Annotated in this window: 26 protein-coding genes and 1 pseudogene; 24 read left to right on the forward strand and 3 right to left on the reverse strand. The window is 38.5% G+C overall.

What is annotated here, in order from left to right; all coding sequences use genetic code 11:
* Nucleotides 1-84: 84 nt before the first annotated feature.
* The 19 genes and pseudogenes from HMPREF9625_RS00860 (at nt 85) to HMPREF9625_RS00945 (ending at nt 18,907) form a co-directional block, all read left to right on the forward strand.
* Nucleotides 85-1,872: an ABC transporter ATP-binding protein gene (locus HMPREF9625_RS00860; RefSeq protein WP_009535172.1), complete on the forward strand. Its 1,788-nt coding sequence runs from the start codon at nt 85-87 to the stop codon at nt 1,870-1,872.
* Complete coding sequence (locus tag HMPREF9625_RS00865) at nt 1,865-3,574, forward strand: ABC transporter ATP-binding protein (protein WP_009535171.1); 1,710 nt, start codon at nt 1,865-1,867, stop codon at nt 3,572-3,574. The genes HMPREF9625_RS00860 and HMPREF9625_RS00865 overlap by 8 nt, the downstream gene beginning before the upstream one ends.
* A 2-nt stretch (nt 3,575-3,576) precedes the next feature.
* A complete protein-coding gene (locus HMPREF9625_RS00870) occupies nt 3,577-5,094 on the forward strand; it encodes an ABC transporter ATP-binding protein (RefSeq protein ID WP_009535170.1) in 1,518 nt (505 codons plus the stop codon).
* Nucleotides 5,084-5,788 (forward strand): energy-coupling factor transporter transmembrane component T, encoded by a 705-nt coding sequence (locus HMPREF9625_RS00875; RefSeq protein ID WP_154650187.1) that lies wholly within the window; start codon nt 5,084-5,086, stop codon nt 5,786-5,788. The genes HMPREF9625_RS00870 and HMPREF9625_RS00875 overlap by 11 nt, the downstream gene beginning before the upstream one ends.
* Before the next feature lie 10 nt (nt 5,789-5,798).
* A complete protein-coding gene (locus tag HMPREF9625_RS00880; RefSeq protein ID WP_009535168.1) occupies nt 5,799-6,383 on the forward strand; it encodes an MptD family putative ECF transporter S component in 585 nt (194 codons plus the stop codon).
* 227 nt (nt 6,384-6,610) lie between these two features.
* Complete coding sequence (locus HMPREF9625_RS00885; RefSeq protein WP_009535167.1) at nt 6,611-7,594, forward strand: DUF6788 family protein; 984 nt, start codon at nt 6,611-6,613, stop codon at nt 7,592-7,594.
* 413 nt (nt 7,595-8,007) lie between these two features.
* Nucleotides 8,008-9,435 (forward strand): AlbA family DNA-binding domain-containing protein, encoded by a 1,428-nt coding sequence (locus HMPREF9625_RS00895; RefSeq protein WP_009535165.1) that lies wholly within the window; start codon nt 8,008-8,010, stop codon nt 9,433-9,435.
* 77 nt (nt 9,436-9,512) lie between these two features.
* Nucleotides 9,513-10,030: pseudogene (gene rlmD, locus HMPREF9625_RS11230) on the forward strand (23S rRNA (uracil(1939)-C(5))-methyltransferase RlmD); the annotation flags it as partial.
* 130 nt (nt 10,031-10,160) lie between these two features.
* Entirely contained in the window at nt 10,161-10,973 is an 813-nt protein-coding gene (locus tag HMPREF9625_RS00905) for an endonuclease/exonuclease/phosphatase family protein (protein ID WP_009535163.1), read from the forward strand.
* A gap of 2 nt (nt 10,974-10,975) precedes the next feature.
* A complete protein-coding gene (locus HMPREF9625_RS00910) occupies nt 10,976-11,563 on the forward strand; it encodes a DUF6037 family protein (protein ID WP_009535162.1) in 588 nt (195 codons plus the stop codon).
* Nucleotides 11,564-11,712: 149 nt separating this feature from the next.
* Nucleotides 11,713-11,898, forward strand: a complete 186-nt coding sequence (locus HMPREF9625_RS11685; RefSeq protein WP_408634642.1) for a Fic family protein — start codon at nt 11,713-11,715, stop codon at nt 11,896-11,898.
* Nucleotides 11,899-12,227: 329 nt separating this feature from the next.
* Nucleotides 12,228-12,398 carry a Fic family protein gene (locus HMPREF9625_RS11600; protein ID WP_334290485.1) on the forward strand — a complete coding sequence of 57 codons (171 nt, stop codon included), beginning with the start codon at nt 12,228-12,230 and terminating at the stop codon, nt 12,396-12,398.
* 36 nt (nt 12,399-12,434) lie between these two features.
* Complete coding sequence (locus tag HMPREF9625_RS00915; RefSeq protein WP_009535161.1) at nt 12,435-13,424, forward strand: GNAT family N-acetyltransferase; 990 nt, start codon at nt 12,435-12,437, stop codon at nt 13,422-13,424.
* A gap of 489 nt (nt 13,425-13,913) precedes the next feature.
* The gene (locus HMPREF9625_RS11435) at nt 13,914-14,135 is read left to right on the forward strand and encodes a hypothetical protein (RefSeq protein ID WP_009537929.1); all 222 of its coding nucleotides are present in this window, start codon (nt 13,914-13,916) and stop codon (nt 14,133-14,135) included.
* 44 nt (nt 14,136-14,179) lie between these two features.
* Nucleotides 14,180-14,794: a superoxide dismutase gene (locus HMPREF9625_RS00925; protein WP_009535158.1), complete on the forward strand. Its 615-nt coding sequence runs from the start codon at nt 14,180-14,182 to the stop codon at nt 14,792-14,794.
* 537 nt (nt 14,795-15,331) lie between these two features.
* Complete coding sequence (locus HMPREF9625_RS11350) at nt 15,332-15,760, forward strand: hypothetical protein (protein WP_009535157.1); 429 nt, start codon at nt 15,332-15,334, stop codon at nt 15,758-15,760.
* A 278-nt stretch (nt 15,761-16,038) separates the two neighbouring features.
* Nucleotides 16,039-16,938 (forward strand): metal ABC transporter ATP-binding protein, encoded by a 900-nt coding sequence (locus HMPREF9625_RS00935; RefSeq protein ID WP_009535155.1) that lies wholly within the window; start codon nt 16,039-16,041, stop codon nt 16,936-16,938.
* Entirely contained in the window at nt 16,931-17,734 is an 804-nt protein-coding gene (locus HMPREF9625_RS00940) for an ABC transporter permease (protein WP_009535154.1), read from the forward strand. The genes HMPREF9625_RS00935 and HMPREF9625_RS00940 overlap by 8 nt, the downstream gene beginning before the upstream one ends.
* Before the next feature lie 183 nt (nt 17,735-17,917).
* A complete protein-coding gene (locus tag HMPREF9625_RS00945) occupies nt 17,918-18,907 on the forward strand; it encodes a GNAT family N-acetyltransferase (RefSeq protein ID WP_009535153.1) in 990 nt (329 codons plus the stop codon).
* Between the two features lie 14 nt (nt 18,908-18,921).
* Here HMPREF9625_RS00945 and HMPREF9625_RS11355 read toward each other — a convergent pair whose 3' ends face one another.
* Nucleotides 18,922-19,080, reverse strand: coding sequence for a hypothetical protein (locus HMPREF9625_RS11355; RefSeq protein ID WP_009535152.1), 159 nt, complete (start codon nt 19,078-19,080; stop codon nt 18,922-18,924).
* 405 nt (nt 19,081-19,485) lie between these two features.
* Between HMPREF9625_RS11355 and HMPREF9625_RS00950 the strand changes: the two genes are divergently transcribed.
* The 3 genes from HMPREF9625_RS00950 to HMPREF9625_RS00960 all read left to right on the forward strand — a co-directional run bounded on the left by HMPREF9625_RS00950 (nt 19,486) and on the right by HMPREF9625_RS00960 (nt 21,626).
* Nucleotides 19,486-20,412 carry a DUF1848 domain-containing protein gene (locus HMPREF9625_RS00950; protein WP_009535151.1) on the forward strand — a complete coding sequence of 309 codons (927 nt, stop codon included), beginning with the start codon at nt 19,486-19,488 and terminating at the stop codon, nt 20,410-20,412.
* Between the two features lie 174 nt (nt 20,413-20,586).
* A complete protein-coding gene (locus tag HMPREF9625_RS00955; RefSeq protein ID WP_009535150.1) occupies nt 20,587-21,273 on the forward strand; it encodes an MBL fold metallo-hydrolase in 687 nt (228 codons plus the stop codon).
* The gene (locus HMPREF9625_RS00960; protein WP_009535149.1) at nt 21,270-21,626 is read left to right on the forward strand and encodes a VOC family protein; all 357 of its coding nucleotides are present in this window, start codon (nt 21,270-21,272) and stop codon (nt 21,624-21,626) included. The genes HMPREF9625_RS00955 and HMPREF9625_RS00960 overlap by 4 nt, the downstream gene beginning before the upstream one ends.
* A gap of 446 nt (nt 21,627-22,072) precedes the next feature.
* Here HMPREF9625_RS00960 and HMPREF9625_RS00965 read toward each other — a convergent pair whose 3' ends face one another.
* Together HMPREF9625_RS00965 and HMPREF9625_RS00970 are read right to left on the reverse strand one after the other, a co-directional pair.
* On the reverse strand, nt 22,073-23,590 hold the full coding sequence (locus HMPREF9625_RS00965; RefSeq protein ID WP_009535148.1) for an ABC transporter permease: 1,518 nt from the start codon (nt 23,588-23,590) through the stop codon (nt 22,073-22,075).
* Nucleotides 23,587-24,315, reverse strand: coding sequence for an ABC transporter ATP-binding protein (locus tag HMPREF9625_RS00970; protein ID WP_009535147.1), 729 nt, complete (start codon nt 24,313-24,315; stop codon nt 23,587-23,589). Before HMPREF9625_RS00970 ends, HMPREF9625_RS00965 begins: the two co-directional genes overlap by 4 nt.
* 167 nt (nt 24,316-24,482) lie before the next feature.
* Here HMPREF9625_RS00970 and HMPREF9625_RS00975 point away from each other — a divergent pair, with 167 nt between their 5' ends.
* Nucleotides 24,483-25,190, forward strand: a complete 708-nt coding sequence (locus tag HMPREF9625_RS00975; protein WP_009535146.1) for a response regulator transcription factor — start codon at nt 24,483-24,485, stop codon at nt 25,188-25,190.
* Complete coding sequence (locus HMPREF9625_RS00980; protein WP_009535145.1) at nt 25,187-26,398, forward strand: sensor histidine kinase; 1,212 nt, start codon at nt 25,187-25,189, stop codon at nt 26,396-26,398. Before HMPREF9625_RS00975 ends, HMPREF9625_RS00980 begins: the two co-directional genes overlap by 4 nt.

Below are 26,398 nucleotides of genomic sequence, written 5' to 3' on the forward strand. Positions count from 1 at the left end.
TTTGCGTAATCAGCAAAGTCTTACTTTAAACCTTAATACTGAATTAAAATTCAATATTATTCAATTTTGAAAGGAGCGTTGTTCATGCCGGAAAAAGAATTAAGGAAAAAAGTGATTGGGAAAAATGGCTTATCCAATTCACTTCTTGCTTTAAAAATAGTATGTGATTTGATACCACAAATCTTACTTGTATATTTGATTAGTTCTTTAATCACAAACAATATTAACGAAGGGAAGTTAAAGTATATATTCTTGGGAATCTTTATATCGTTTGTATTAAAAGGTGTGTTTTATTATTTTGCAACAAAGGTTGCCCATGAGAAAGCATACGAAAAATTGACAGAACTTAGGTTAGATATTATTGGTCATTTAAAAAAACTAAGTTTAGGATTTTTCAAAGAACATAATACAGGAGAGCTTACCAATATCGTTCAACATGATGTAGAGCAAGTGGAAGTATACCTTGCCCATGGTCTTCCGGAAATAATGTCAGTTACACTTCTGCCTACCATTATTTTTGTAGCTATGATTTTTGTGGATTGGCGTCTTGCACTTGGTATGATTGCCGGAGTTCCACTCATGTATTTGGTAAAAGTTCTTTCACAGAAAACAATGGATAAAAACTTTGCTATTTACTTTAACCATGAAAACAAGATGAGAGAAGAGCTAATGGAATATGTAAAAAATATTTCTGTTATTAAGGCTTTTGCTAAAGAAGAGGAGATTAGTGAAAGAACATTAAAAACGGCAAGAGAATATATTTACTGGGTTAAAAAGAGCATGGGAGCAATTACAATTCCAATGGGACTCATTGACATATTTATGGAAATTGGAGTGGTAATTGTCATGATTTTGGGAAGTATCTTTCTTTATCAGGGGAATATTACAACGCCTAATTTTATCCTTGCAATTATTTTATCCTCTGCGTTTACTGCATCTATAAGTAAGACAGCTACATTGCAACATTTCTCTATTGTGTTTAGGGAGGCATTAAAGGCGATTGGAAAAGTTTTAACCGTTCCACTTCCAAATAAAAAGACAGAACAAGGTTTAGAATTTGGAAACATAGAATTTAAAGATGTGAATTTTGCATACGGAAAAGATGGCTTTGAGCTTAAAAATATCAATTTGACTTTTAAGAAAAATAGCTTGAATGCCTTTGTAGGGGCAAGCGGTTGTGGAAAGAGTACGGTATCTAATTTGCTTATGGGATTTTGGGATGCAGATGAAGGACAAATACTGATAAATGGGAAAGATATAAAAGAATATAGTCAAGAAAACATCTCAATGCTGATTGGCAGTGTGCAACAAGAAGTTATCCTTTTTGATTTAAGCATTTTTGAAAATATAGCAATCGGAAAACTAAATGCAACAAAAGAAGAAGTCATAGAAGCGGCTAAAAAAGCAAGATGCCATGAATTTATTTCAGCATTGCCAAATGGATATGAAACACGAGTAGGTGAAATGGGAGTTAAGTTATCTGGTGGAGAAAAACAAAGAATCTCCATAGCAAGAATGATACTGAAAAATGCACCGATTTTGATATTAGATGAAGCAATGGCAGCTGTTGATAGTGAAAATGAAAGACTAATCGGCGAAGCAATTGACGATTTAAGTAAGGATAAAACCATCATTACAATTGCTCATCATCTAAACACGATTAGAGATTCAGACCAAATTATAGTTATGGATAAGGGTGTTGTTCTTGATGCAGGAAGCCATGAAGAGCTGATGAAAAGATGTGATTTTTATAAGGATATGGTTGAAGCACAGAACAAGGTAGACAGATGGAATTTGAAAGACGAAAGTCTTTCACGAGCAGGGAACGGAGTGGATTGCGAGTGTACGGAGGTGGTAACAGAAAATGTTTAGAGAAATGTTAAAACTACTTACAAAAACCGGCAAGAGAGATTTGATTATATCAAGTGTATTCTTTGCCCTTTATGGACTAAGCTCCATAGCCATGATTGTTATCGTATTTTCTATACTGTTCCGAATCTTTGATGGAACGAGCTTAGCAAGCCTATATAAATATTTTATTGCGATTGGATTACTTGTAGTCTTCAAAGGTATTTGCAATATGGTTGCGGATATGAAAAAGCACAGTGCAGGTTTTGATATTGTTCAGCAAATCAGAGAACGCATGATTATTAAATTGAAAAAATTCAGTTTGGGATTTTATACCAACGAAAGACTGGGTGAGATCAATACGATTTTACACAAAGATGTTGATAATATGTCCCTTGTTGTAGGACACATGTGGTCAAGAATGTTTGGTGATTTTTTGATAGCTGCAGTCGTATTTATTGGTCTTGCAAATATTGATATGAAGTTGGCACTGATAATGGCAGTATCCGTTCCGATTGCACTTATCTTTTTATATCTGACAATTAAGCAATCAGAAAGAATTGAAAATCAAAACAACTCAGCACTTCTTGATATGGTTAGTTTATTTGTTGAATATGTTAGAGGAATACCTGTACTAAAGAGTTTTTCAAACAATAAGAGCTTGGATAATGAGCTTATGAATAAGACAAAAAAGTTTGGAGAAACAAGCAAAGCAGCTTCAAGATTCAAAGCAAAACAATTATCTATCTTTGGTTTTTTGCTGGATATGGGATATTTGGTTCTTTTAATTGCAGGAACAATATTTGTTGTAAAGGGAAATCTTGATGTCCTTCATTTTATTATCTTTGCAGTAATTTCAAAAGAGTTTTATAAGCCGTTCGCTTCTATGGAACAACACTATATGTACTATATTTCGGCGGTAGATAGTTACGAAAGACTTTCAAGAATTTTATATGCAGATGTAATACCGGATATAGTGGATGGAATTATTCCAAAAGATAATGATATAGCTTTTGAAAACATAGATTTCTCCTATGAAAAAGATGAATTTAAAATGGAAAATTTGAGCTTTGATATTGCTGAAAAAACAATGACTGCACTGGTTGGTGAGTCGGGAAGTGGCAAGACGACGATAACTAACCTGTTATTAAGATTTTATGATGTGCATAAAGGAAAAATCACACTCGGAGGAACTGATATAAGGGATATTCCTTATGATGAGCTTTTGAATCGTATCAGCATTGTTATGCAGAATGTTCAACTGTTTGATAATACAATTGAGGAAAATATCAGAGTAGGAAAAAAAGAGGCAACAAAAGAAGAAATCATTAAAGCTGCAAAAAAGGCAAGGATACATGATTTCATTATGAGTTTACCAAAAGCTTATGAAACGGATATTGGAGAAAATGGTGGGCTTCTTTCAGGTGGACAAAGACAGAGAATATCCATTGCAAGAGCGTTTCTGAAAGATGCACCGATTTTAATTCTTGATGAAATGACAAGTAATGTTGATCCTGTAAATGAATCTTTGATACAAGATGCCATTACGGAACTTGCAAAGAATAGAACTGTACTTGTGGTGGCTCATCATTTAAAAACCATTCAAAAAGCTGAGCAAATTCTTGTGTTTCAAAAAGGAAATTTACTTGAAAAAGGAAAGCATGGAGAACTTCTTGATAAAAATGGTTACTACACAAAATTATGGAAAGCGCAGTATGAGGTGTAACCATGATTTTGTTAAAAGATGTTTCTTATGAATGGGAAGATGGACGAACTGCTTTAAAAAATATCAATCTTGAAATTAAAAAAGGGGAATTTGTTTTAATTTCAGGGAAAAGTGGAAGTGGTAAAAGCACTCTTGGAAGTGTAATAAATGGTCTTATTCCGCATTATTACAAAGGCAAAATGCAAGGAGAAGCCTTTGTGTCCGGAAAAGATATAAGCAAATTATTACTTCATGAAATAGGGCATATTGTAGGGACTGTATTTCAAGATCCAAGAAGTCAGTTTTTTACGACAACTACAGATGAAGAAATAGCTTTTGGTCTTCAAACTATCTGCAAATCAAGAGAGGAAATCAAACAGAGAGTAGAAGAAGTATATGCAGAGCTGGATATTCCGGAACTGAAAGGAAAATCTGTTTTTGAATTATCAAGCGGGCAGAAACAAAAGATAGCTATTGCAAGCATCTATGCGATGAATCCGAAAGTTTTAATTTTAGATGAACCTTCAGCAAATTTGGATATGAAAGCAACATTTGACCTGTTTTTCATTTTGGAGAAATTAAAGAAAAAAGGAACAACGGTTGTTCTAATTGAGTATCGTTTGTACTATGTAAAGTCTTTATTTGACCGTTTTCTTTTGATGAAAGAGGGAGAAATTGCACAGGACTTGAGTCGGGAAGAAGTTATCCATCTTGAAGGGGCGTTTTGGGATGAAAATGGACTAAGAACTCTTGAATTAGAAGAATACAGGATAAGGGAGAAGAAAGATTTATATCAATTAAATGATGAAAGTATCAGTGGGAAAGGCTTGAAATTTTGTTACCCAAGTACAACTAAGGTTGGAAATAAGCAAAAAAAGTACATCTTAAATCATCTTGATTTCAATATGGAGTGCGGAAAAGCCATTGGTCTTATCGGCTTAAATGGTACCGGGAAAACTACTTTTGCAAGGGTGATTTCAGGACTTGAGAAGATAAAAGAGGGGAAAATATGGGCGGAAAAAGATAAAGAGTTGAATCGTAAAGATTTAATGGATATGTTCTATTTTGTCTTTCAAGATTCAGACTATCAGTTATTTTCGGAAAGTGTACTTGATGAAATGCTGCTTGGCATTTCAAGTAAAGATAAAAAAGAAAATACGCAAAAGGCAAAGTCTATTTTGAATGTACTTGGCTTAGACAAATACATTGATAAGCATCCGTTTGCTTTATCAAGAGGAGAAAAACAAAGATTGACAATAGCTTGTGGAATGATGAAACAGGCAAAGATTTTCATCTATGATGAACCAACATCAGGTTGTGATAAAGACTCAATGCTTTCCGTCGCAAAACTGATTGAAGAACAATTGAAAAATGGGACAACAGTTTTGGTAATAAGTCATGATTTTGAGTTTTTAGCAAACACAGTGAGTAGGCTCTGGGTAATGGGAGATGGAAAAATAAAAAAGGTTCTGAATATGAGTGAAAGTAATAAATTTCTCATATTAGACAAGATGAGAGGAGGTAGGGAGCTTGATGGGTAGAAAAACAGTCGATCCGAGAATAAAACTTACTCTACTTCCAATTGCTTCCTTTACCAGCTTTTTTATAAGCGATACAATTCTACTTTTCGGACTGATTGTCTTCGCCTTTTTTCTGTATGTATACAGTGGAATGGGAAAAAGAGCATTACGCTTTATCTTGTTTTTTGCGCTTTTATACTGCATAGAGTTAGGGCTTGGAAAGTTTTGCAAAGCAAGCATCGTATTTGCAATATATATGTTTATTTACTTTGCATCAAGAATGACCTTAATTGCTATGTTTGGTGGATATATAACAAAGACTACAAGCGTAAGTGAAATGCTTGAAGCATTAAATAGAATGAAAATACCCAGAAGCATTGGCATACCTTTTAGTGTTTTACTTAGGTTTGTACCAACTATAAAAATAGAACTCAAGGCATTAAAAGAAAATATGAAGATCCGAGGAATCGTAAGAAACAGATTTTTCCCGTTGCTACATCCAATTAAATATATGGAATATACGCTTGTTCCACTTTTAATGAGAATGATTAAGATTTCAGATGAACTGTCAGCTTCAGCACTCATTAGAGGACTTGATAGTGATGAAAACAGGGTTACATTAACAGAATTGCGGTTTAGAACAACGGATTTATTGATTGGATTATTAGGAGCTTTGATGATTACTCTTGTGATAGTAATACAGAAAATTTATTAGGAGACCAACGATGAAAAACAAATTAAATGGTCGTGATTTTATTACAATCGGAATTTTTAATGCAATTGGAATTGTCATATACATGGCAGCCAGCTTTGCTATGGCAACAACAGTTATAGGAGGATTTATTGCTTCAGGAGTTAGCTTTATGATAGCTGCTACCGTTTATATTCTTATGGCTGTAAAAGTTAAAAAGAAGGGTGTATTTACAATATCAGGAACGCTTCTTGGTTTAATTGCGTTGTCAGGAGGACATTTACCTCATGCAGTCTTTGCTGTAATCGGTGGAATGATATGTGATTTGATTATAGGAAATTATGAGAGCAAGGGACGAATGATTATTGGGTATGGGACATTTGCATTGGCAGATTTTTTAGGAACAGTAATTCCTGTAATTTTATTCGGGACAGCTTCTTTTGTGGAAAGAGCATCAAAATGGAAAATGAGCGAAGCACAAATAAATGAAGCATTATCTTATTTCAAAGTTTCGTGGGCAGTAGGCTTTGGTTTGATAACTTTTGTTCTTGCTTGCATAGGAGCATTCGCTGCAACAAGGATACTTAAAAAACATTTTGAAAAAGCAGGAGTGATTTAATCAATCTTTTTTTGTGAGGGAAAAATGGGTTAAATAATGGAGACGGTGGCATTATTGTCCAAAATTGATGTCGATAAACATATAAATGTTGAAATTTAGCTTGATGAACTTAATTTAACAAGTGCTGAAGTCAAGGCAAGCTATGCACAAATCATGGAATAAGTATTAGAAAAATTTGCATTAAAAAGTTCCCTAAAAAATTCTTGATAATTAGGGAACTTTTTCGTATGATTCAAACAGAAAAGTTCCCTAAAAAGAAAGGGGTGACAGCAATGGGAGCAAATTATTCAGAAATTCAAGATTTATTACAGCAAAGAGCGGATATACAGGCGAGAATGAATCTAATGCCATATGATGGAAATCCGGAAATTAAGGTATCGAATGATGCAAGATACTTGTACATGCGAAAACGAGTGGCAGGAAAACTAACATCTACCTATGTGGACTTGTATTCAGATGAACTGTATCAGTTGCTTTTGCGTAATGCTAAAGAACGAAAAGATTTAAATAAAGCTCTTCGTAAAATCAATAAAGAGTTAGCGGTGCTTGGTTATGAAGATAAAGAACTTTCGACCAGAGTGTTACAGAACTTGGATTTTGCCAGAGCCAATATGAAAGCCAATATCTATGATCAGGCAGTCTTAGAAGGTGTTGCAACCACTTTTCCACAGACAGAGGACATTATAGAGAACGGAAAGGTTAGTGGAGTATCGGCTACTGACGTGCAAAAAATTCTTAACTTGAAACATGCCTGGGAATTTATTCTGGATAGAGATGTTATTCAAAGCGAAAGTAATTATCACATGCTCTGTCATATTGCAAAGCTGGTTAATGAAGGTTTCTTCTATGACGGAGGCCGTATTCGTGGTATTCCCGTACAGATTGGAGGAACAAGTTATGTGCCACCGTTGCCTGTTGAATCTGCCGTTATCGGGCAAATAGAAGAAATTAAAAGCCGGGACAAAGAACCAATAGAGATAGCGATTGAATTATGTATGTATTGTATGGAAACGCAGGTGTTCAAAGATGGAAATAAGCGAGCATCAGTTATTTTTGCAAATCATTATTTGATTGCACAAGGTATGGGGTTATTAGTTATACCGGAAAAGGATGTACCGGAGTTTAAAAAATTATTAGTTCGGTATTATGAAGGTGAGCCACTAGAGCTTATTGGAGCATTCCTAAAAGAGCGTTGTTGGAAGCGCTTTTAGGGGTTTAACAGCTTTTTCTAAAAATGATCCGTCTTTGTTTTTTAATAGTATGAAGACGGCCAGTGAGATAAGTGCCTTAAAATCCCGTTTGAATATAGCTTATCAGATAATTCGCGAAGAGTAATTTTGAAACATGATAGAATAGATACGGATAGCGACGGAATATTTCCGATAGGAATTAAAAATTGGGAGATTGTTCATGCAAAGAACCCAATGCTACCAAAAGATAAATACCATAGGACAAACAAGAACTTATCAAAAACAAGACAGTTATATTCAGCAATATATTCAGCGACAAAGGATATGGATGAAAGTTCCACAGTGTTCAATTGAAAAGGAAGAAGCTATTTTAGATGCGTTGAAGTGTTTTAAGATGATTAAAGACGGTTTTTAGTGTATATGGGAGGGTAGATATGGATTCTAAAGAGATAAAGCAGCTAATTCAAAATGGAGAGAAGATAGATGTTGAGTTTAAAGAATCCAACAATGCTTTAACCAAAGATGTCTTTGATACAGTATGCTCTTTCAATAATAGAAATGGTGGACATATTTTACTTGGTGTAAATGATAAAAGAGAGATTGTTGGTGTTAGTAAAGAGAAAGTTGATAAAGTTATTAAGGAATTTACTACGGCAATCAATAATCCGCAAAAGATGTATCCGCCACTTTATTTGCTTCCTGAAGTCTTTGATATAGATGAGAAAAAAGTAATTTATATAAAGGTTCCTGAAGGTTATCAGGTGTGCAGACATAATGGAAGAATTTGGGATAGGTCTTATGAGGGAGACATCAATATCACAGATCATTCTGAACTTGTTTATAAGCTATATGCACGAAAACAAGGAAGCTATTTTGTAAATAAAGTATATCCTAATCTTGATATTGATTTTCTTGATGATTCTGTCATTGATAAGGCTAAGAACATGGCTGTTTCCCGAAATAAAAATCATGTTTGGGAAAATATGAGTAATGAAGAACTTCTTAGAAGTGCCAATTTGATTCTGACCGATCCGGAAACAAAGCGTGAAGGAATCACATTAGCTGCTATTTTGCTATTTGGAAAAGACAACTCTATTATGTCCGTTCTTCCACAGCACAAAACTGATGCTATATTCAGAGTTGAAAACAAGGATAGATATGATGATAGAGATGTTGTCATAACAAATCTGATTGATAGTTATGATAGGCTTATTGAGTTTGGGCAAAAGCATTTGAATGATCTATTTGTATTGGACGGAATTGTGAATGTCAATGCAAGAGATAGGATACTTAGAGAGATAGTTTCCAATACACTGGCTCATAGAGATTATTCAAGTGGGTATCCTGCAAAGATGATTATTGATGATGAGAAAATTACTGTTGAAAACAGCAACTTGGCTCATGGTGTGGGAGCATTAGACTTGCAGAAATTTGAGCCATTTCCTAAAAACCCTGCTATATCAAAGGTGTTCAGAGAAATAGGTCTTGCGGATGAACTTGGTTCAGGAATGAGAAATACCTACAAGTACACACAGCTTTATTCAGGACAAAATCCGCTATTTGAGGAAGGAGATATATTCAGAACGATTATTCCTTTGAAGAAGATAGCGACACAAAAGGTTGGTGGAGGGAATGTCCCTCACGATGTCCCTCACAGTGTCCCTCACGATGTCCCTCAGGGCAGAGATGAACTGATTGAATTTATAAAAGCACAAGTAAGATTAAATAATAAAATTACAAGACAGGCTATTGCAGAAGGTGCAGGGGTAAGTGTAAAGACGATACAAAGAACTTTGAAGGAAATAGATAATCTGAAGTATGTAGGAAGTGGTAATAGCGGACACTGGGAACTGAATGAATAGAAGTCTTGTATAATAGATGTGGACTATGTAATGCATGGCTCATATAATGGGATACTAACAGTTAATAATTAGGAAGAGAAACCCGTTGCCTTTACGGGAAAGCTCTTGAATATGCAGCCCTTACAGGAGAAGAAACCGTTTGGGATTGCTACTGCGGAATTGGCACCATTTCCCTATTTCTTGCCCAAAAGGCTAAGCAGGTTTACGGATTGGAAATCGTTCCCGAAGCCATTGAGAATGCCAAGAAAAATGCGGAAAAGAACGGTCTTCATAATGCAGAGTTCTTTGTGGGTGCGGCTGAAGAAGTCCTTCCCAAGTGGGTGGAAGAACAGAAGAGAGAAGGCAAGGACGTGGGAAATCTGGTGGATGTGGTCTCCTTAGCCCCCCCAGAAAAGGATGTGACGAAGCCTGTCTTTCCGCAGTATTGGAACTCAGCCCCAAGCGCATTGTCTATGTAAGCTGTGACCCGGGAAGCCTGGCGAGAGATATGAAGTATTTAAGAGAAGGTGGATATGCGCTGGAGAAGTAGGTGGGAATCGATAATTTTTCGAGAAGTGGGCATGTGGAGATGGTAGCATGGATATTAAGGGTGTAGAACTAAAAGCACACAAAAAGGCTTGAAATCAAGGTATTCCAAAGAACTTTCCCGGTTTGGAGAAGTCTAATAACAATGGCAATACATTTATGGATTGAATTCTTAATTTACGATTTGGAGAGATATTTTTATGAGAATTTACGAATGGAATATAGGAATGGCTGCAACCATTCCAAGCAATCACGGATATAATCTTAAAAGTTGCGTTATTGAGGAAATTATTAAAGGCCAGCCAGACGTTATAGTTTTAACGGAATTTGTAGTTTCAAGAGGAATTGATTATTACTTTGAAGTCTTAGAAAAGAACAATTATCATTGGTTTATTTCCTCATCCACAAAGCAAAATGGCATATTAATTGCATTAAAAGAATCCGAATTTGGATTTGATGATACTTTTAACTATAGAATTAGCAGCATAAATAATAGTGAAATTCTTAAATGTGATTTTTCGCCGGATTTTTATGAAATACAGGTTAAATACCGTAGACGAAAATTATCTATAATTGGCGTGAGAATAAGGAAAGATCTATCAAATAATGATTCAAATTATTCTAAACTTCAGTTTAAAGCAATAGATACCTATTTATCTTCTTTATCTTCGCTAAATCATGATGTGATTTGTATAGGAGATTTTAATGCATATTGGGGACAGACATGGAATACGACAGAAAACAATACGCTACATAAAACAGCGAAAGACTATATTTTGTGCACACCCCCATATCCTCAATGGTATTCATATGTTATGCCAAATGGAAAAAAAGTGCAGCTTGATCATTTAGTAACTAATTTAAAAAATATAGATATGAGAGCTGAATATGATTGGAGTTTCATGAATACACTTAGATATAAAAATAGTATTCATGCAGAATCTAAGAAAAAAATATCCGGATTACCGGATCATGCGATATTAAAAGTTGAAATAGAAATTAGGAGGGATTGAAGATGTATGAATTTTCTGCACTTAAAATATTACATGAAGATATGAAAGTAAAAAATGAGGAAAGAGCGATATTTCCATTTACATATAACTCTAAAGACTTTAGTTGTATATTTTTAACCGATATTAAACCCATGAGATTGTATTTATCAACTTTGGGACATAATCCGATTGTTTTTGAAATTGAAATTGATGAAAACTATTGCGCAAAAACTTATATAGAGGATTATAAAGAACTTATTCTATATTTAGAAATAAAATATGATCCAAACCATACTTTTAAACCGATAGATTTATTTGAAGCATTAAACAATAAAATTCCAAAAAAGTTTCAGAAAAAACCGAATTATTCAGAAGTAGTAAGTGTAGCATCCAAAAGAAGGAGGGTAGAGGAGGCAGACAAAATCTATTTTTGTGGGTGGAGGAATAATCCTACAGGATATAATGTTAGTGAAATGAATATAGAAAAAACGAGAATTGCGTTTGGAGATAGGATTGCAGCTATGTGCAAATTAAAAAATGTTAGTTCATGTTGGACAAATATTTCTAGTGATGAAAATTTGAAAAAAATTAATGACTTATACAGCATGTAAAATAGCCTAATAAAAAATTTATTACTATTGTTCCTTTATCCAAAGTCGCAACAGCTATAGTCGGGCCATCTATAGAATTTGCTTCAAAGGAACAAGATAAGGAACAAGTCAGGGTACAAGATAAGGAACAAGTCACGATACAAGATCTTATTCAATTTTGCTCCGTTCCTCGCAACCGGAAAGAAGTGCAAGAATTTATGGGGCTGGCCGGTAGAAGAAACTTTTCAGAAAAATATATTAAGCCTTTGCTTGAGATGGGAAAAATTAAAATGACGATACCTGATAGGCCAAACAGTAAGAACCAAAAATATCAAAAATTGAATAGTGAAGAATGACCATTTCTCAAGGATGGGTATGTGGAATCCATTTGCTTGACACAGAAGCAAATGGAAGTATTGTCTGACGTTAAGCATGCTACAGTAAGTGAGCACATCAAAAATATTCTTACTTCAGGAGAATTAAATGGGGCTTCTGTCGGTTTTTCCGACAAAAGTTTAAATGGAAGTAACAAAAAGTCTTCGGGAAAATCAAGAGAGTTTAAACTGTTATTAAAAATAGTGGAAAGGGAAAAGCACTCACAGAAATTGTCGGACTGTCTACGCCCCCCAAGATACCCCCCCAAGACTTGAATCAAAGGCTGGCGGAACTAATCGAATTTTGCGGTATGCCGCGTAGTAAGCGTGAGATGCTGGATTACCTTGGTCTTACAGATAGCAAGAATTTTAGAGAAAGATATCTTGTTCCTTTACTTAATGCAGGAAAAATAGAAATGACGATACCTGATAAGCTAAGTAGTAGGAGGAAGAAATATAAAAAAGTGAACAGTGATGCATGAAGAACTTCCGGCTCCCAAGAAAAAGAAAGGATAGAAATGATTTTAGAAACAGAGAGACTTATCCTCCGCCCGTGGGAAGAAACGGATGCGGAGGAATGCTATAAATACGCAAAAGATCCGCGAATAGGTCCGGTTGCAGGGTGGCCGGTACACACAAGTGAAGATGACAGCCGACAGATCATCAGGAATGTGCTGATGGTACCAGAGACCTACGCCATTGTACTGAAGGAAACAGGATTTCCCATTGGTAGCATCGGCCTTCATCACAATGACCTTGCAGAAAAGGAGGATGAGGCGGAGCTTGGTTACTGGCTGGGAGTTGATTATTGGGGACAGGGGCTTGTGCCGGAGGCGGCAAGAGAGCTACTGCGTCATGCCTTTGAGGATCTGAAGCTTGCTCGCATCTGGTGTGGTTATTATGATGGGAACGACAAATCAAAGCGTGTTCAGGAAAAGCTGGGGTTCAAGTATCAATGGACTACCGGAGATGCACCTGTGCCGCAGATGGGCGAAACAAGAAAGGGACACATAAGCCTACTAACGAAAGACGAATGGGAAAACCTCATCACGCTATATACACCATCTTTGGAAGATCTTTGGTTTCGACAGAAGATGATGGAAGATATGGAAACCATGTCGTATAACCAGGCATGGGGAGGTACAATTCCTTTTCCGAAAGAGGAGTGGCGTGGCTGGTATGATTACTGGATTATAAAGCACGAAGGTAAACGTTATTACAGATATTTAAAGGATAACGCCGAGCATTTTATTGGAGAGATTGCCTATCATTACGATAGTGATCGAAAGCTTTATCTTGCAGATATCATAGTCTATGCTCCATATAGAAAAAAAGGCTATGGCGGTATGGGATTGGATTTATTATGCAATGCCGCTAAACAGAATGGCGTAAAACTGCTCTATGACAATCTCGCCATAGATAATCCGGCAATCACAATGTTTCTAAAGAATGGATTTATGGAAGAATACAGAACACACGAAATTATCATGCTCAAAAAAGAACTGTGAAGATATTTAATTGAAACAGCGGATATAGCTGGAGTAGTGGCTTGTTTTAAAAGATAGGAGGGTGAGAAAAGATGAAAAAAGAATATAAAGAAGCTATCTTTGTGCTTGTGGTTTGTGCTGTTGGAGCTATAGCGGTCTATTTTATACCTTCCTTTTTCTGATGATACAGTCAATCATTTAGGGGGACTTACTCATTTCCATTGGTAAAATCATCATTACACTAGGTGGTTTTTTCTGATCTAATGATCACTTTGAAGTTCTTTCACAAATAGCCGGACCCATTACGAATAAAATTCTGGATATAGCTTTAATCATTTCTTGCTTTGTAGTCGGATTTGTTATGATTGCCGGAGCCGGTTCAAACCTTAATCAGCAGTTCGATCTTAGCATTATCATTACTGTTGCAACTTGTATCTTATATGCAAATGTTAAACTTGTTTCTACCCGGTTTTGATTGCTACTGTAGTAATAGGATATGCATTATCCTTTATGGGCTTTAGAGAACTGGTATCTATTATGTATCCGATTTTAGGATATATTGGCTTTGTGATGCTACTGATATTGGCTGTTGCGTGGATAAAAGAAAAATCAAATATCCAAGGAGAGAAATTCTTAAGACGCAAAATGATACGATTAATTACTAAGAAATATGATGATAATCAAGAATATACAATTGGAGATAAAGAGGAATTTAACGATGATACAAGATAAATAAGAGCGAGTTTTGTAAATGGAGTATGCATAAAGGAGGACTTATGTTTGAACAGGTAAAATTAGACTATGCTTTTGATGCTTTGGAGCCCCACATTGATACCTTAACCATGGAGACTCATTACGGGAAGCACCATGCAGCATATACAAAGAACTTTAATGAAGCAGTGGATAAGGCAGGGCTTAGCGATAAATCTGTAGAAGAAATTCTATCTTCTCTGCCTTCTGTATCTGATGAAGCCTTAAGAAATACTTTGCAGAACAATGGTGGCGGGTATTACAACCATAATTTATATTTTTCTATTCTGAGCCCGAAGAAAGACACAAAACCCAGTCCGGCCTTGGAAGAAGCTATTAAGAGGGATTTCGGTTCTCTTGAGAAGCTGATAGAGACTTTGCAGAATCTAGCTTTAGGACAGTTTGGATCAGGCTGGGCATTCCTTTCCGTAGATCAGGAAGGAAAGCTGTATGCCACCAAGGCAGCAAATCAGAATAATCCCTTAATGGAAGAGGGAAAGCATACCCCAATCTTAGCTTTAGATGTATGGGAACATGCCTATTATCTAAAGTATAAGAATTTAAGAGGAGATTATGTAAAGAATTTCTTTGAAGTTTTGGATTGGGAGAAGATAAGCAAGAATTACGAAAATAGTAGATAAGAGTAAATTAGTATTCTCATTTAAGATGTCGCTCTAAACCCTTTTTGGAAGACGATAAAACTTTAACTCTATCGTCTTTTTTGTAGTCAAAAAAAGAAAATGATAAAGAAATTCAAACTATGTTTTGGAAAAGTTTGGGTTTAAATTCATATAGCTTGACGATAAAAGGAGAAGAGGATACTATCAAAGAAAAGATTTTCAATAAATTCATAACATTACCCGTGAGTTCTCCAAATAAGGTTTTCTTTGCAACTTATAGAACTGAAAGCTTTTAGAAAATTAGCTCTCGTTCTTTCAATTCTGTAGATTGCAGAGTTTATTTTACCGTTTTGCAAATCTCTGCGGTTTTAACTAAGTTCATTTCTGCTCCCGGGTCTCAGCTTCTCGCAGGGCACGCTGTATGAAGGCGGTCATATTTTTTTTGGGGGGGGTAGAATCAAAAAATATAAATAATTGAACAAGGAGAGTTGCGTGCTAAGGCATTTGGTACAGTAAATACTGTGGTGTATGTAAAAATCTTTCTATGGAGATTTCTGGATGAATATGATATTAATGCCATTCGTGCAAATATTGCTTTGGATATGGTTTCTGGGATGTACGATTACATGGCGCTTCGGGAAACGAATTCTTGTTGAAGGAATGGGAATTCAGAGCGCAGAGTTTGCCATGCTTTGCCTGTATAGCATAGGACTGATTAGTTATTATTTTTTTCAGCCTATAGGTAAATGGATTTTGTTCACGATCCTTGTATTGTGGTTAATGATTCAGTTTTTTTGCCATTGGTATTACACTATCTTTGGTGCCTCCGAAAGAAAACTGAAGGGGTACAATGCTTGCTTTCAAGGCACGCTAAGGATCATTCCTATGAGTGAAAAACGCGTGATACCGGATTTGTATCATATTGTTCTTCATATATTGATATTGTTAAACGGCATACTTTGCTTGCTATCCCGATATCCCGGTTAAAATTGTTTCAATCTGAACTCCTGCTAACACCAATCAAGGAGGCGGGATGTCGGTTGCCTTTTAATTATCCGATTCCGTTTATCAGATATATGCTTCAGGTTATTTTGGCTTGGTATACAGAACTTGAAGAGCGCGTCGGATTAATGAATGAAAATGGAAATGGCAGCACTATATGACGTTAATGTTCGTACAATCAACGAGCATATTAAGAAAATTTATTCTTATGCAGAGTTTGACCAATTACATACTTTGCTCAACAGGAATAGGAGGGATTAACAATGGCATTGCTGACGCTTAAAGATGTATCCTATTTTTACGAAGGAACGCACAACGGAATTTGTGACATTTCTTTTGAGGCAGAGAAAGGAGATTTTATTGCTGTTGTTGGCAAAAATGGAGCCGGAAAAAGCACTTTACTCAATCTATTATCTGGAATATACAGTCCTCAACACGGAAGTATCACTTGCTCACCCAAGCTTACTTATCATGATTTAGGCATAAGCCCGCAAAAGCAATCCATTGATTGGTATTTAAATGTGCGAGATAACATTATGCTTGGAGCTGTATTGACCGGTCTTTCTAAGAAAGAATCACAGGCGGCAACGGATTCTATCTCTGAAATTCTTGATCTTACAGATTTTTATACCCGTTCCCCCGATTCACTATCCGGCGGACAACAACAAAGAGTTCAAGTTGCACGTGCTTTAGTTCATAAGCCTGAAATAATGATTTTGGATGAACCAACAGCCGGTCTGGATTACCGTTACTCCCATGGACTATTTGAATATTTGAAAGAGAAATGTTTTGGTGAAAAGAAACTGGCTCTTGTTTCATCGCATGATTTGGGAATGCTGGAAGATTACTGCAATAAAATTCTATTTCTAAACCAAGGTCAGCAGTTTTACTTTGGTAGTATGCGGGATTTTTTAAGCGCTCACCAATTGACAAGGGAAATCACAATTTCCTTCTCCGGCGAAATGAGCGACGCGCTCAAAGAGGAACTGATTGACCAAGGAGCTAAGCTTGAAGAGCAAACAGTAAGTTTCATTGAGTCTTCTGTAGACTTGAACTGCATTATTGGAAAGCTTTTAGCCGAAGTATCGATTACAAGTATGGGTAGTGAACGCTTGGGTCTTAAGGAAATCATGATGCAAGAGGAGGCAACAGAAAATGCGTAAATTTCAAATGTATATTAAGCGTGGGCATCTTGGGCTAAAGGGTTTACCCATAATGGTCAATAATGAGCTGAAAGCACTTTGGTCCAACAAACAAATTATCTATAGTAGTTTGATTTCCCCTATTTTATATTTCTTATTTTATTCTGTAGGTATTCAGGCTACATTTGGAGATATATCCTTCAACGGAACGACTGTAAGTTTTCTGTCCTATTCTTTAATCGGTATTTTTGCCATGTCGTTATTTAAAGAAATGTACCAATGCGTTTATCGCATGATAACGGACAAGCGTTGGGGACTTTTAAGCTTAAAGATTCTGAACGGCATTCATCCGGCAATTTATATACTCGGAATTGCAACCTTTCCAATCGTAGGAGTTGTAATTCAAGCTACCATTTTATATATTCTTTCCTTTTTTGTTGGTGGATCTTTTTCGTTTTATAGATTTTGCATGATCATCGTTTTTTTAATGATTAGTGTGCTGTTTTGGGCTTCTATCCTGATTTGTGTTGCGTTACTGATAAAAAATTATAAGCAGCGAGACTTTGTGATGGACACCCTGTTGGTGCCAATTCTTTTTGCCGCACCATTATTTTATTCCTTTGACAATGCGCCATTCATTCTAAAATGTATTTCACGCATTAATCCCTTAACATATCAAGTTGATGCCATGCGTACAATCGCATTCGGCATTCCGGATTTCACTACAATTTGCATCGTTTTAGTTTTCACAGTTGTGGCATATTTATTCGCTATATTCTGTCTTAGTAATACCAATTTCAAAAATGATGAACATTAATCAGAACTCTATATCCGGTGAAAACTTATGCCTTAAATTCTAAAATAGTGAGGTCTTATTTCAAAATGGAAATAAGAGACTGAGTGATGAAGCATTGGTGGCGATAATATTAATGATTGCGGAGTCGAAGCCGGGAGTGGTGCAGGAAGAAATTCCGGTTCTGAAGAGAAAGAAGTGAAAAGTATGATTTTAGAAACAGAAAGACTTATCCTCCGTCCGTGGGAAGAAACGGATGCAGAGGAATGCTATAAATATGCGAAAGATCCGCGAGTAGGCCCGATTGCAGGGTGGCCTGTACACACAAGTGAAGGGGACAGCAGACAGGTTATTAGGAATGTGCTGATGGTACCGGAGACCTACGCTATTGTGCTAAAGGAAACAGGACTTCCCATTGGCAGCATCGGCCTTCACCACAATGATCTTGCAGAAAAGGAGGATGAGGCAGAGCTTGGCTACTGGCTGGGAGTTGATTATTGGGGACAGGGCCTTGTGCCGGAGGCGGCAAGAGAGCTGCTGCGTCATGCCTTTCTTGATCTGAACCTTGTTCGTATCTGGTGTGGTTATTATGATGGTAACGATAAATCAAAGCGTGTTCAGGAAAAGCTGGGATTCAAGTATCAATGGACTACCGGAGATGCACCTGTGCCACAGATGGGCGAAACAAGAAAGGGACACGTAAGCCTACTAACGAAAGAAGAGTGGGGAAAGCTCATTACGCTTTATACCCCATCTTTGGAAGATCTTTGGTTTCTACAAAAGATGATGGCAGATATGGAAACCATGTCGTATAACCGGGCATGGGGAGGTACAATTCCTTTTCCGAAAGAGGAATGGCGTGGCTGGTATGATTACTGGATTATAAAGCACGAAGGCAAACGATATTACAGATATTTAAAGGATAACACCGGTCATTTTATTGGAGAGATTGCCTATCATTACGATAGTGATCGAAAGCTTTATCTCGCAGATATCATAGTCTATGCTCCATACAGAAAAAAAGGCTATGGCGGAATTGGATTGGATTTGCTGTGCAATGCCGCTAAACAGAATGGCGTAAAACTGCTCTATGACGATCTCGCCATAGATAATCCGGCAATCACAATGTTTCTAAAGAATGGATTTATGGAAGAATACAGAACACACGAAATAATCATGCTAAAAAAAGAACTGTGAAGATAGATTTCTCACTACTTTTTGACACCGAAAAATATTAAAGCAATTCCCAACAGAGCAAGAAGAACTCTCCACACTATACCGGATAGTCCCAGCATCATCGGAAGTGGAAGTGTTGCGCTGATTAAAAGAATAATAAATCCGACTATTATCAAAACAGTACCCTTTTTCATAATGCCTCCATTTTTTAGTTAATATTTAAATCAAATCTTTTTCATTGCCCCTTAATGACCATGAACAAAATGATAATATAGGGAAAAGAATTGATGCTTGAAAATCTCGTACAACTATAGGTATTCTATCAGAAAAATTCTATAAATTGAATCTTCATGATAAAAAATGATAGTAAACGCAAGAATCCAGCCAAAGACCCGGGAGGAATTTATTATGCCGGAATATGGCAGGAACTGGTTCTGAAGGACAATAAAGATTCGGAAAATTGGGCAAAGAGCATGTTTTGATGTGCAAAATTATGCACATTTCTATTACAAAGGACAGATTATTTTTGCTCCATGGATGAATGAAAAGTCACAGAGATTACCTTAGCCGGATCACGAGAGCAAAGGAGGCAACTGAACTTGATTATTAACACGGGACAGAGGACGGACATTCCCGCCTTCTATGCGGAATGGTTTGCAAACAGGCTGAAAGAGGGCTTTGTTTGTGTACGAAATCCCTATAATCCGAATCAAGTCAGTCGCTACCGTCTTGATCCTTCCGTGGTGGATGTCATTGGTTTTTGCACGAAAAATCCGGCTCCCATGTTCCCGTTTATGGAGCTTTTAAAGTCGTATGGACAATACTGGTTTGTTAGCATTACACCTTATGGAAAAGATATAGAACCGAATGTGCCGGATAAACATTTGCTCATAGAGCATTTCAAGCATCTTTCCATGCAGCTGGGAGTGAATTCTATCGGGTGGCGATACGACCCGATTTTTCTGTCTGAAAGATATAGCAAAGACTATCATTTGAAAGCATTTGAGCAGATTGCTACGGCATTGGAAGGATATACGAAAACCGTTGTTATCAGCTTTGTAGACCTTTACCCAAAGGTGAAGCGGAACTTTCCGGAGCTTCAGGCGCTTGAGAAGGAAGACAGACTTCTACTGGGAAAGTCTATGATTGAGATTGCTCATGCCCATGGCATGGCCTTGAAGCCCTGTGCGGAGGGAGATGAACTGGCTGAGTATGGGGCAGATTGCGGTGGATGTATGCTTATCAGCGACTATGAGAAAGCCATTGGAAAACGCTTGCATGTTCCCAAAAAGAAGGGGGCAAGAGCAGACTGTGCTTGTTATCTTTCCTGCGATATCGGCGCCTATAACAGCTGTAAGCACCTTTGCAAATATTGCTATGCCAATGCAGAACCCTCTACCGTTATGAAGCAAAGCCGACTGCATGATCCGAAATCCCCATTCTTAATCGGGAATTACGAGAAAAATGACAGTATTCATGATGTGCCCCAGCAGTCCTGGGTGGATGGACAAATGAGCCTATTTTAGTCCCTCGTTGACAGTAAATGTAGCGCAACTTATACTGAAGAGCATATAGAGTAGGAAAGCGGAAGGAAGTAAGGAAGGAAGCAGGGAAGCAAGGGAGCAAGTAAAGGAGTAAACAAGGAAGGTAGAGCAACAATATCCATAGCGAGAAAGCAAAATATTTTACGGAGTAACATCATGAAAGTAACGTATCTAAACCACAGCGGTTTTTTGCTGGAATTAGAAGACTGCTATATTATTTTTGACTATTACAGGGGAGAATTACCGCCTCTGAACAAGAAAAAAGAAGTATTTGTTTTTTGCAGTCACGTCCATGGGGATCATTATAATCCGAAGATTTTTTCCTTGCTCGACAGGCAGGGGATGAAGTATCAAGCGGTATTGGCAAGCGATATACGGGATAAAAAGCGATTGTCGGAGATAAGCCATTGCTTTGTCGAAGCCGATAAAAGCTATCCGCTGAATCATGGAATTCAGCTTGAGACCCTGCTTTCCAATGATAGCGGAGTTGCCTTTATACTAAAAACAAAGGATGGCTCTATCTATCATGCCGGGGACTTAAACGATTGGTATTGGGAGGGGGAGCCGGAAGAAGATAATCGGAGGCTCCGCGATATTTTTCACAGGGAGATTTCGCGAATCAAAGGCAGACATTTTGACCTTGCCTTCGTTCCCCTTGATCCGAGACTGGAAGCGCACTATGCTGACGGGATTCTGTATTTCCTTGAAAATGTGGATTGCGATGCCATATTTCCGATGCATTACTGGGGAGAGCCCGATGTGATTCAACGCTTTATTACAGAATATCCTAAGTACCGCTCACGGATCAAAAACACGGAAACAGCGAAAGGAGAAAAGCTATGAAGTTTAAGATGATTCACGAGAATTTGAATGTATCCGATTTGGACCGTTCCCTTCGATTCTACGAGGAAGCCCTCGACTTACATGAGGTGAGAAGGAAGACCAGCGAAGACTTTATCATAGTGTATTTGAAAAGCGATGTCGGTGATTTTGAGTTGGAGCTTACCTGGCTGAAAGACCACCCTCAGGCTTATGACCTTGGAGAATGCGAATTCCATCTGGCATTTCAGGTGGATAACTTTGAAGAAGCACATAAAAAGCACAAGGAGATGGGCTGCATTTGCTTTGAAAATGAAGCCATGGGCATCTATTTCATTGAAGACCCGGATGGATACTGGCTGGAGGTTTTGCCATAAGGTCACCGATTCGGAGCAGTAAAAAATCAGAAGTTTATGCAGTATAGGTCTAAAATGAGAGTGATTTGAGCTCATCAGTACTTGCAAAAATCTACGAAGCGAAGGACTGTAGACATCAATAAGCTGAAGCGACAGATGCAGTATAGGTATGAAAGAGAGCAATCTGAGCCCGCCGGTACTTGCGAAAAACAAAGGTACTGTAGTTTTTCGCTTAGTACCGCTGCAGGGCGAGGTTAGCGGGAGCGTGCTCGATTTCATACCTATACTGCATCGGAGCTTACTTCTTTAATAGTTACAGTTTTTCGCTACGTGGCGAGGCTAGCGAGAGCGTGCTCCGTTTCAGACCTATATTGTTTAGAAAATTTTTTGATTTTTACAGCCTCATTTAGAGACCTCCGATAAGAAAAATAACATCCATATTTTCTAAAACCAAAAGCCCTTTTCTTTCAGACATGTGTTCTCACATCACTCTTCTTTAGGTACAGAATGCCGATGCCCAGTGCTGCGAAAATATAAAAGGCACAGCTTAAGAGGAGAATCGGAAAGTTCAGCTCTCCGGTGATAGAAGTGCTGCCCATACCGTAAATCAGCGTGGAATAGGGCAGGGCATAGTAGGCTCCTTTCACGGTCAGTGTGAAGCCTGCTAAGCTACCCAGAAAAGCCAGCGCGATGGGGAGGGCAAAGGAGTGGAAAAACATGGACAGGGTGCTTTGCAGGGCCGTAATGGCGGCAATGGAAAGGACAGCGGAAAGGATTCGTATCCAAAAGATGGCAGGAACATCTCCCGGAAGACCGAGAATCTTACCGCTTAGAAGATAAATAAAAGTAATCCAGACCATGCAGAGCGTGCCGAGAAGCGTTGCGGTAAACCATTTGTCCCGAATCAGTTTTCCGGGGGAAGTGACGGTTAAAATCAGGTTCCAGTTACTGCCCTGATGCTCCATTCGCCATAGAAGACTGCAAAGAATGCCGATGAGGGGAGCCAGGAAAAACATTCCCAGAAACAGGGATTGTTGAGTCCAGAGATCCTCCCAAGTATATTGTAAGACACCCTGATTTTGCACAAAATTTACCGTTCCAATCAGTGCCGAAATCAAGGGAATCAGAAGGAAAGGAATCCAGATGGGGTTCCTTTTTAACTTGATAAATTCTGGGGACAAGCTGCTGTGCAGACTACGGCTTACTTTTTGCCTGTGGAGAGAAAACAAAGCTTCTCCCTGCTCCGTGCTGGTGAAAAGAAGGAGACCCAGCAGAAAAGTGCCGATGAGGTAAAGCAGGCTTAGCAAAATATCGGAAATAGGGATGGACCTTAGACTCAGGCTCATGATTCTTGCTGCGCGGTCATAGTCCATACCGATAGGGCTTAAGGAAAGGAAAACGGACCAGGGAGTCCACATGTCTGTGCTGATAAAGGCCAGAAATAAGCCGGCCAGGGTACCGCCGAAGGCGATGGAAAGGGCTGCAAACTGGCTGGAAAACAGCAGGGAAAGTGTGCATTGAAGCTGATAAAGAATCATTCCGCCGATAAGTTCCGAGAAGAACAGAACGGGAACAATATGTGACGGAATATCTCCGGTAAAACCTAAGACCTTTCCCCCGATAAGAACCATGCCGATTTGGAAACTACAAAATAGGACAAGGGTAATAAAACCGAAGAAAAGCTTTCCCAGATAGATAGACGCTCTGCTTTCCAGGGTGGGAAGAAGGTTCCACATAGCGCCTTTGTGTTCCATGTCCACAGACTGGGAGGCAATTACCGCCATAAGTACGGACAGAACCAGGGTGTTAATGATGGGAAGCGCATAAAAGATATTTAACCATGGTTCGGAAGAAGATTTTACGCCATAAAACAGATAGGCATCATCTAAAATCAGTGCAGCGAGGAAAAGCAAAGGAAAATGCTTATGGCGCGCTTTTTGAAACTCGATAGAAACAATTTTCGGGATATTGCTTAGGGTGTTCATAAAGACTCCTTTCCGCCGGTCATTTCCAGAAATGCCTCTTCCAGACTTTTTCCGTTACATTCCAGGTCCTTAAGAGGCCCTTCATAGAGTAGCTGTCCATGGTGAATGATCCCGACTTGACTTGCCATTTGCTCTATTTCACTGAGAAGATGGCTGGAAATGATGACCGTCATATTTCTTTCTTTAGGAAGAGATACAATCAGCTCCCGGATTTCTTGTATGCCGGCAGGATCCAAGCCGTTTGTGGGCTCATCCAGGATCAGAAGCTTCGGATTTCCCAAAATGGCCATAGCGATACCGAGACGTTGTTTCATACCCAGAGAATAACTGCTGAGCTTCTTATCTCTTTGTTCATAGAGCCGGACGGTTTTCAGTGCCGAGGCAATTTCTTCTTCCTTAACGCCCTTTAATTTCTGCACAATCTGCATATTTTCCAGTCCGCTTAAATGCCCGTAACCGCCGGGATTTTCAATGAGACTTCCGGTCTTTTGAAGAAGAGAAAGTCGATTCTTGGAATTTATCGTTTTTCCCAGAAACTGAATCTTTCCTTCACTAGGGTGAATCAAGCCCAGAATCATTTTGAGCGTAGTGCTTTTTCCTGCTCCATTGGGGCCTAAGAAGCCGTAAACGCATTTCTCCGGAACAGATAGAGAAAGGTCTTTTACACGGTAGGTATTTCCGCTTTTTTTGCTAAGATGCTGTGTTTCCAGAATATAGTTCATCATTTTTTCCTCCATGTGTTTGTTTACGGTAGGAGAATAGCGAAGGAAGCTTATGGGAACCTTGTGTGTACCTTATGTTTACCTTAAGAAATGAAAAAAACTATGGGGAAAGAGGGGGAGACAGGCTATAGTAGGACGGGTAAGGACAGACGGCAGCAGGAGACAAAATCATGGAAAAAGAAAATTGTAAAATTTTGGTGGTGGATGATGAGAAAGAGCTTAGAGAACTTTTGCAGGAACTATTAAGAAAAGAAGGGTATCTTTCCGTGGAGGTCGCTTCTTCTTGTAAAGAAGCGGAAGCGAAGCTTTCAGAGAATTGCTATCAGCTGATTCTTTTGGATGTCATGCTGACCGATGGCAATGGCTTTGATTTTTATAAACAGCAAAAAAGGGAAGGTCTTCTTTCCGAAGTTCCGGTGATTTTTCTCTCTGCAAGGGACGAGGATAGGGCTCGTTTGCAAGGCTTGGGACTGGGAGCGGATGACTACATTACCAAGCCTTTTCTCCCGGAAGAGCTCATTCTGAGAATTGCCGCCGTGCTGAGAAGAACCTGTCATTTGGAGGAGAAGGAGCAGGGCGTGCAGCTTGGGGAATCGCTGGTTTCCATTGATGCAGGAACAGTGATACGACAAGGAGAAAAGCTTTCTTTAACGGCTAAGGAGCTGGCACTTTTTTCTATCCTATACCGGAATAAGGGGAAAATTGTTACCACGGATACCCTCTGCGATGCCCTTTGGCCGGATGGGAATTTCGGATTGGAAAGTTCACTGCTTGTGCACATGCGACATTTACGGGAAAAGATAGAAAAAGAGCCCTCTAAACCCCTATTTCTACTGACCGTAAGGGGCCTTGGCTATAAATTGGAGATGGGAAGATGAGAGGGAATAGAGAACGGAAAATGCAGCTGATTGCTCTTGTGGTTTTGTTGACGATATTCCTACTGTTTGCAGACCTTTTGTTTTTTGGAATTTTTTTATCTCGAAGCGGTATGCCTTTTTATCCCGACAGTGAGGAGATTATGGAGTATTTACATAAGGAAAATGACGAGTACCGCTTAGAGGAAGAGGAAGCCGAAAAACTCTCCGGGGCTCGGCAATTTGCCATGCTCCTCGACAATGGAGGAAATATCCTTTGGAGTGAGTTCCTGCCGAAAGAGCTCCAAAAAAGCTATACCTTACAGGATGTGGCAAAGTTTACCCGTTATTATCTGGAGGGGTATCCGGTGCGAACCTATGTGGTTCCGGAAGGCTTATTGATTATTGGGCAAAAGAAAGAGCAGATTTGGAAATATACTCTGGAATATGATGAGAATGCTGTTCGAAATCTTATAGAGCTTCTACCGCTTCTTTTTCTCGCCAATGCGGTCATTCTTGTTTCCGTTCCCATATGGATACAGAAGAAACGGGCAAAGCAAAAAGAGGAAGAGCGTACGGAATGGATTGCCGGGGTTTCCCATGATATTCGAACGCCCCTTGCGATTGCTCTGGGAAATGCGGAAATGATTGCGGCTACCACGGAATCGGAAGAAATCAAAGATCGTGCGCTAAGGATTGAGAAGCAGGGGCTTCGTCTTCGTCGCCTTGTAGAGAACCTGAATCTTTTCAGTAAGCTTTCTTTTGGCTATGGTAACTTGGAGAAGGAAAAAATCCAAGTGAGCCGTTTTCTTCGAAAGACGATTACGGAAATGCGGAATCAGACAGAGGATGAAAGGGTGCAGTTCAACTTGGATATTGAGGAAGATTTGCAGAGCTTGGAACTGTGCTTCAATGAAAATCTAATGGAAAGAGCGCTGATGAACTTATTATACAACGCAGTGCAACATAATCCGGAGGGGTGCGAGATAACAGTTAAGTTATATCAGGATGAGAAAGCCCACGTGTTTCTCCATGTGGAGGATAACGGTTGCGGTTTAGAGAAAGCCGCTCTGGAAAGACTGAACCGGAAAAACTATGAGTGGGAGCCCAGCACAGGACAGCATGGATTGGGTTTAAAAATTGTAAAACAGGTGATCAGCCGTCATCGATGGAAAGTGCAGTTTGCAGAAGGAAGTCAAGGCGGATTTTTGTGTCGCATACAGATGAGATAA

It is taken from the genome of Oribacterium parvum ACB1, assembly GCF_000238055.2.
Classification (GTDB): Bacteria; Bacillota; Clostridia; order Lachnospirales; family Lachnospiraceae; genus Oribacterium; species Oribacterium parvum.

Coding starts and splice junctions, on each gene's coding strand:
- HMPREF9625_RS00860 (WP_009535172.1), top strand. CDS start 85: ATGCCGGAAAAAGAATTAAGGAAAAAAGTGATTGGGAAAAATGGCTTA.
- HMPREF9625_RS00865 (WP_009535171.1), top strand. CDS start 1,865: ATGTTTAGAGAAATGTTAAAACTACTTACAAAAACCGGCAAGAGAGAT.
- HMPREF9625_RS00870 (WP_009535170.1), top strand. CDS start 3,577: ATGATTTTGTTAAAAGATGTTTCTTATGAATGGGAAGATGGACGAACT.
- HMPREF9625_RS00880 (WP_009535168.1), top strand. CDS start 5,799: ATGAAAAACAAATTAAATGGTCGTGATTTTATTACAATCGGAATTTTT.
- HMPREF9625_RS00885 (WP_009535167.1), top strand. CDS start 6,611: ATGATTCAAACAGAAAAGTTCCCTAAAAAGAAAGGGGTGACAGCAATG.
- HMPREF9625_RS00895 (WP_009535165.1), top strand. CDS start 8,008: ATGGATTCTAAAGAGATAAAGCAGCTAATTCAAAATGGAGAGAAGATA.
- HMPREF9625_RS00905 (WP_009535163.1), top strand. CDS start 10,161: ATGAGAATTTACGAATGGAATATAGGAATGGCTGCAACCATTCCAAGC.
- HMPREF9625_RS00910 (WP_009535162.1), top strand. CDS start 10,976: ATGTATGAATTTTCTGCACTTAAAATATTACATGAAGATATGAAAGTA.
- HMPREF9625_RS11600 (WP_334290485.1), top strand. CDS start 12,228: ATGCCGCGTAGTAAGCGTGAGATGCTGGATTACCTTGGTCTTACAGAT.
- HMPREF9625_RS00915 (WP_009535161.1), top strand. CDS start 12,435: ATGATTTTAGAAACAGAGAGACTTATCCTCCGCCCGTGGGAAGAAACG.
- HMPREF9625_RS11435 (WP_009537929.1), top strand. CDS start 13,914: ATGGGCTTTAGAGAACTGGTATCTATTATGTATCCGATTTTAGGATAT.
- HMPREF9625_RS00925 (WP_009535158.1), top strand. CDS start 14,180: ATGTTTGAACAGGTAAAATTAGACTATGCTTTTGATGCTTTGGAGCCC.
- HMPREF9625_RS11350 (WP_009535157.1), top strand. CDS start 15,332: ATGAATATGATATTAATGCCATTCGTGCAAATATTGCTTTGGATATGG.
- HMPREF9625_RS00935 (WP_009535155.1), top strand. CDS start 16,039: ATGGCATTGCTGACGCTTAAAGATGTATCCTATTTTTACGAAGGAACG.
- HMPREF9625_RS00940 (WP_009535154.1), top strand. CDS start 16,931: ATGCGTAAATTTCAAATGTATATTAAGCGTGGGCATCTTGGGCTAAAG.
- HMPREF9625_RS00945 (WP_009535153.1), top strand. CDS start 17,918: ATGATTTTAGAAACAGAAAGACTTATCCTCCGTCCGTGGGAAGAAACG.
- HMPREF9625_RS11355 (WP_009535152.1), bottom strand. CDS start 19,080: ATGAAAAAGGGTACTGTTTTGATAATAGTCGGATTTATTATTCTTTTA.
- HMPREF9625_RS00955 (WP_009535150.1), top strand. CDS start 20,587: ATGAAAGTAACGTATCTAAACCACAGCGGTTTTTTGCTGGAATTAGAA.
- HMPREF9625_RS00960 (WP_009535149.1), top strand. CDS start 21,270: ATGAAGTTTAAGATGATTCACGAGAATTTGAATGTATCCGATTTGGAC.
- HMPREF9625_RS00965 (WP_009535148.1), bottom strand. CDS start 23,590: ATGAACACCCTAAGCAATATCCCGAAAATTGTTTCTATCGAGTTTCAA.
- HMPREF9625_RS00970 (WP_009535147.1), bottom strand. CDS start 24,315: ATGATGAACTATATTCTGGAAACACAGCATCTTAGCAAAAAAAGCGGA.
- HMPREF9625_RS00975 (WP_009535146.1), top strand. CDS start 24,483: ATGGAAAAAGAAAATTGTAAAATTTTGGTGGTGGATGATGAGAAAGAG.
- HMPREF9625_RS00980 (WP_009535145.1), top strand. CDS start 25,187: ATGAGAGGGAATAGAGAACGGAAAATGCAGCTGATTGCTCTTGTGGTT.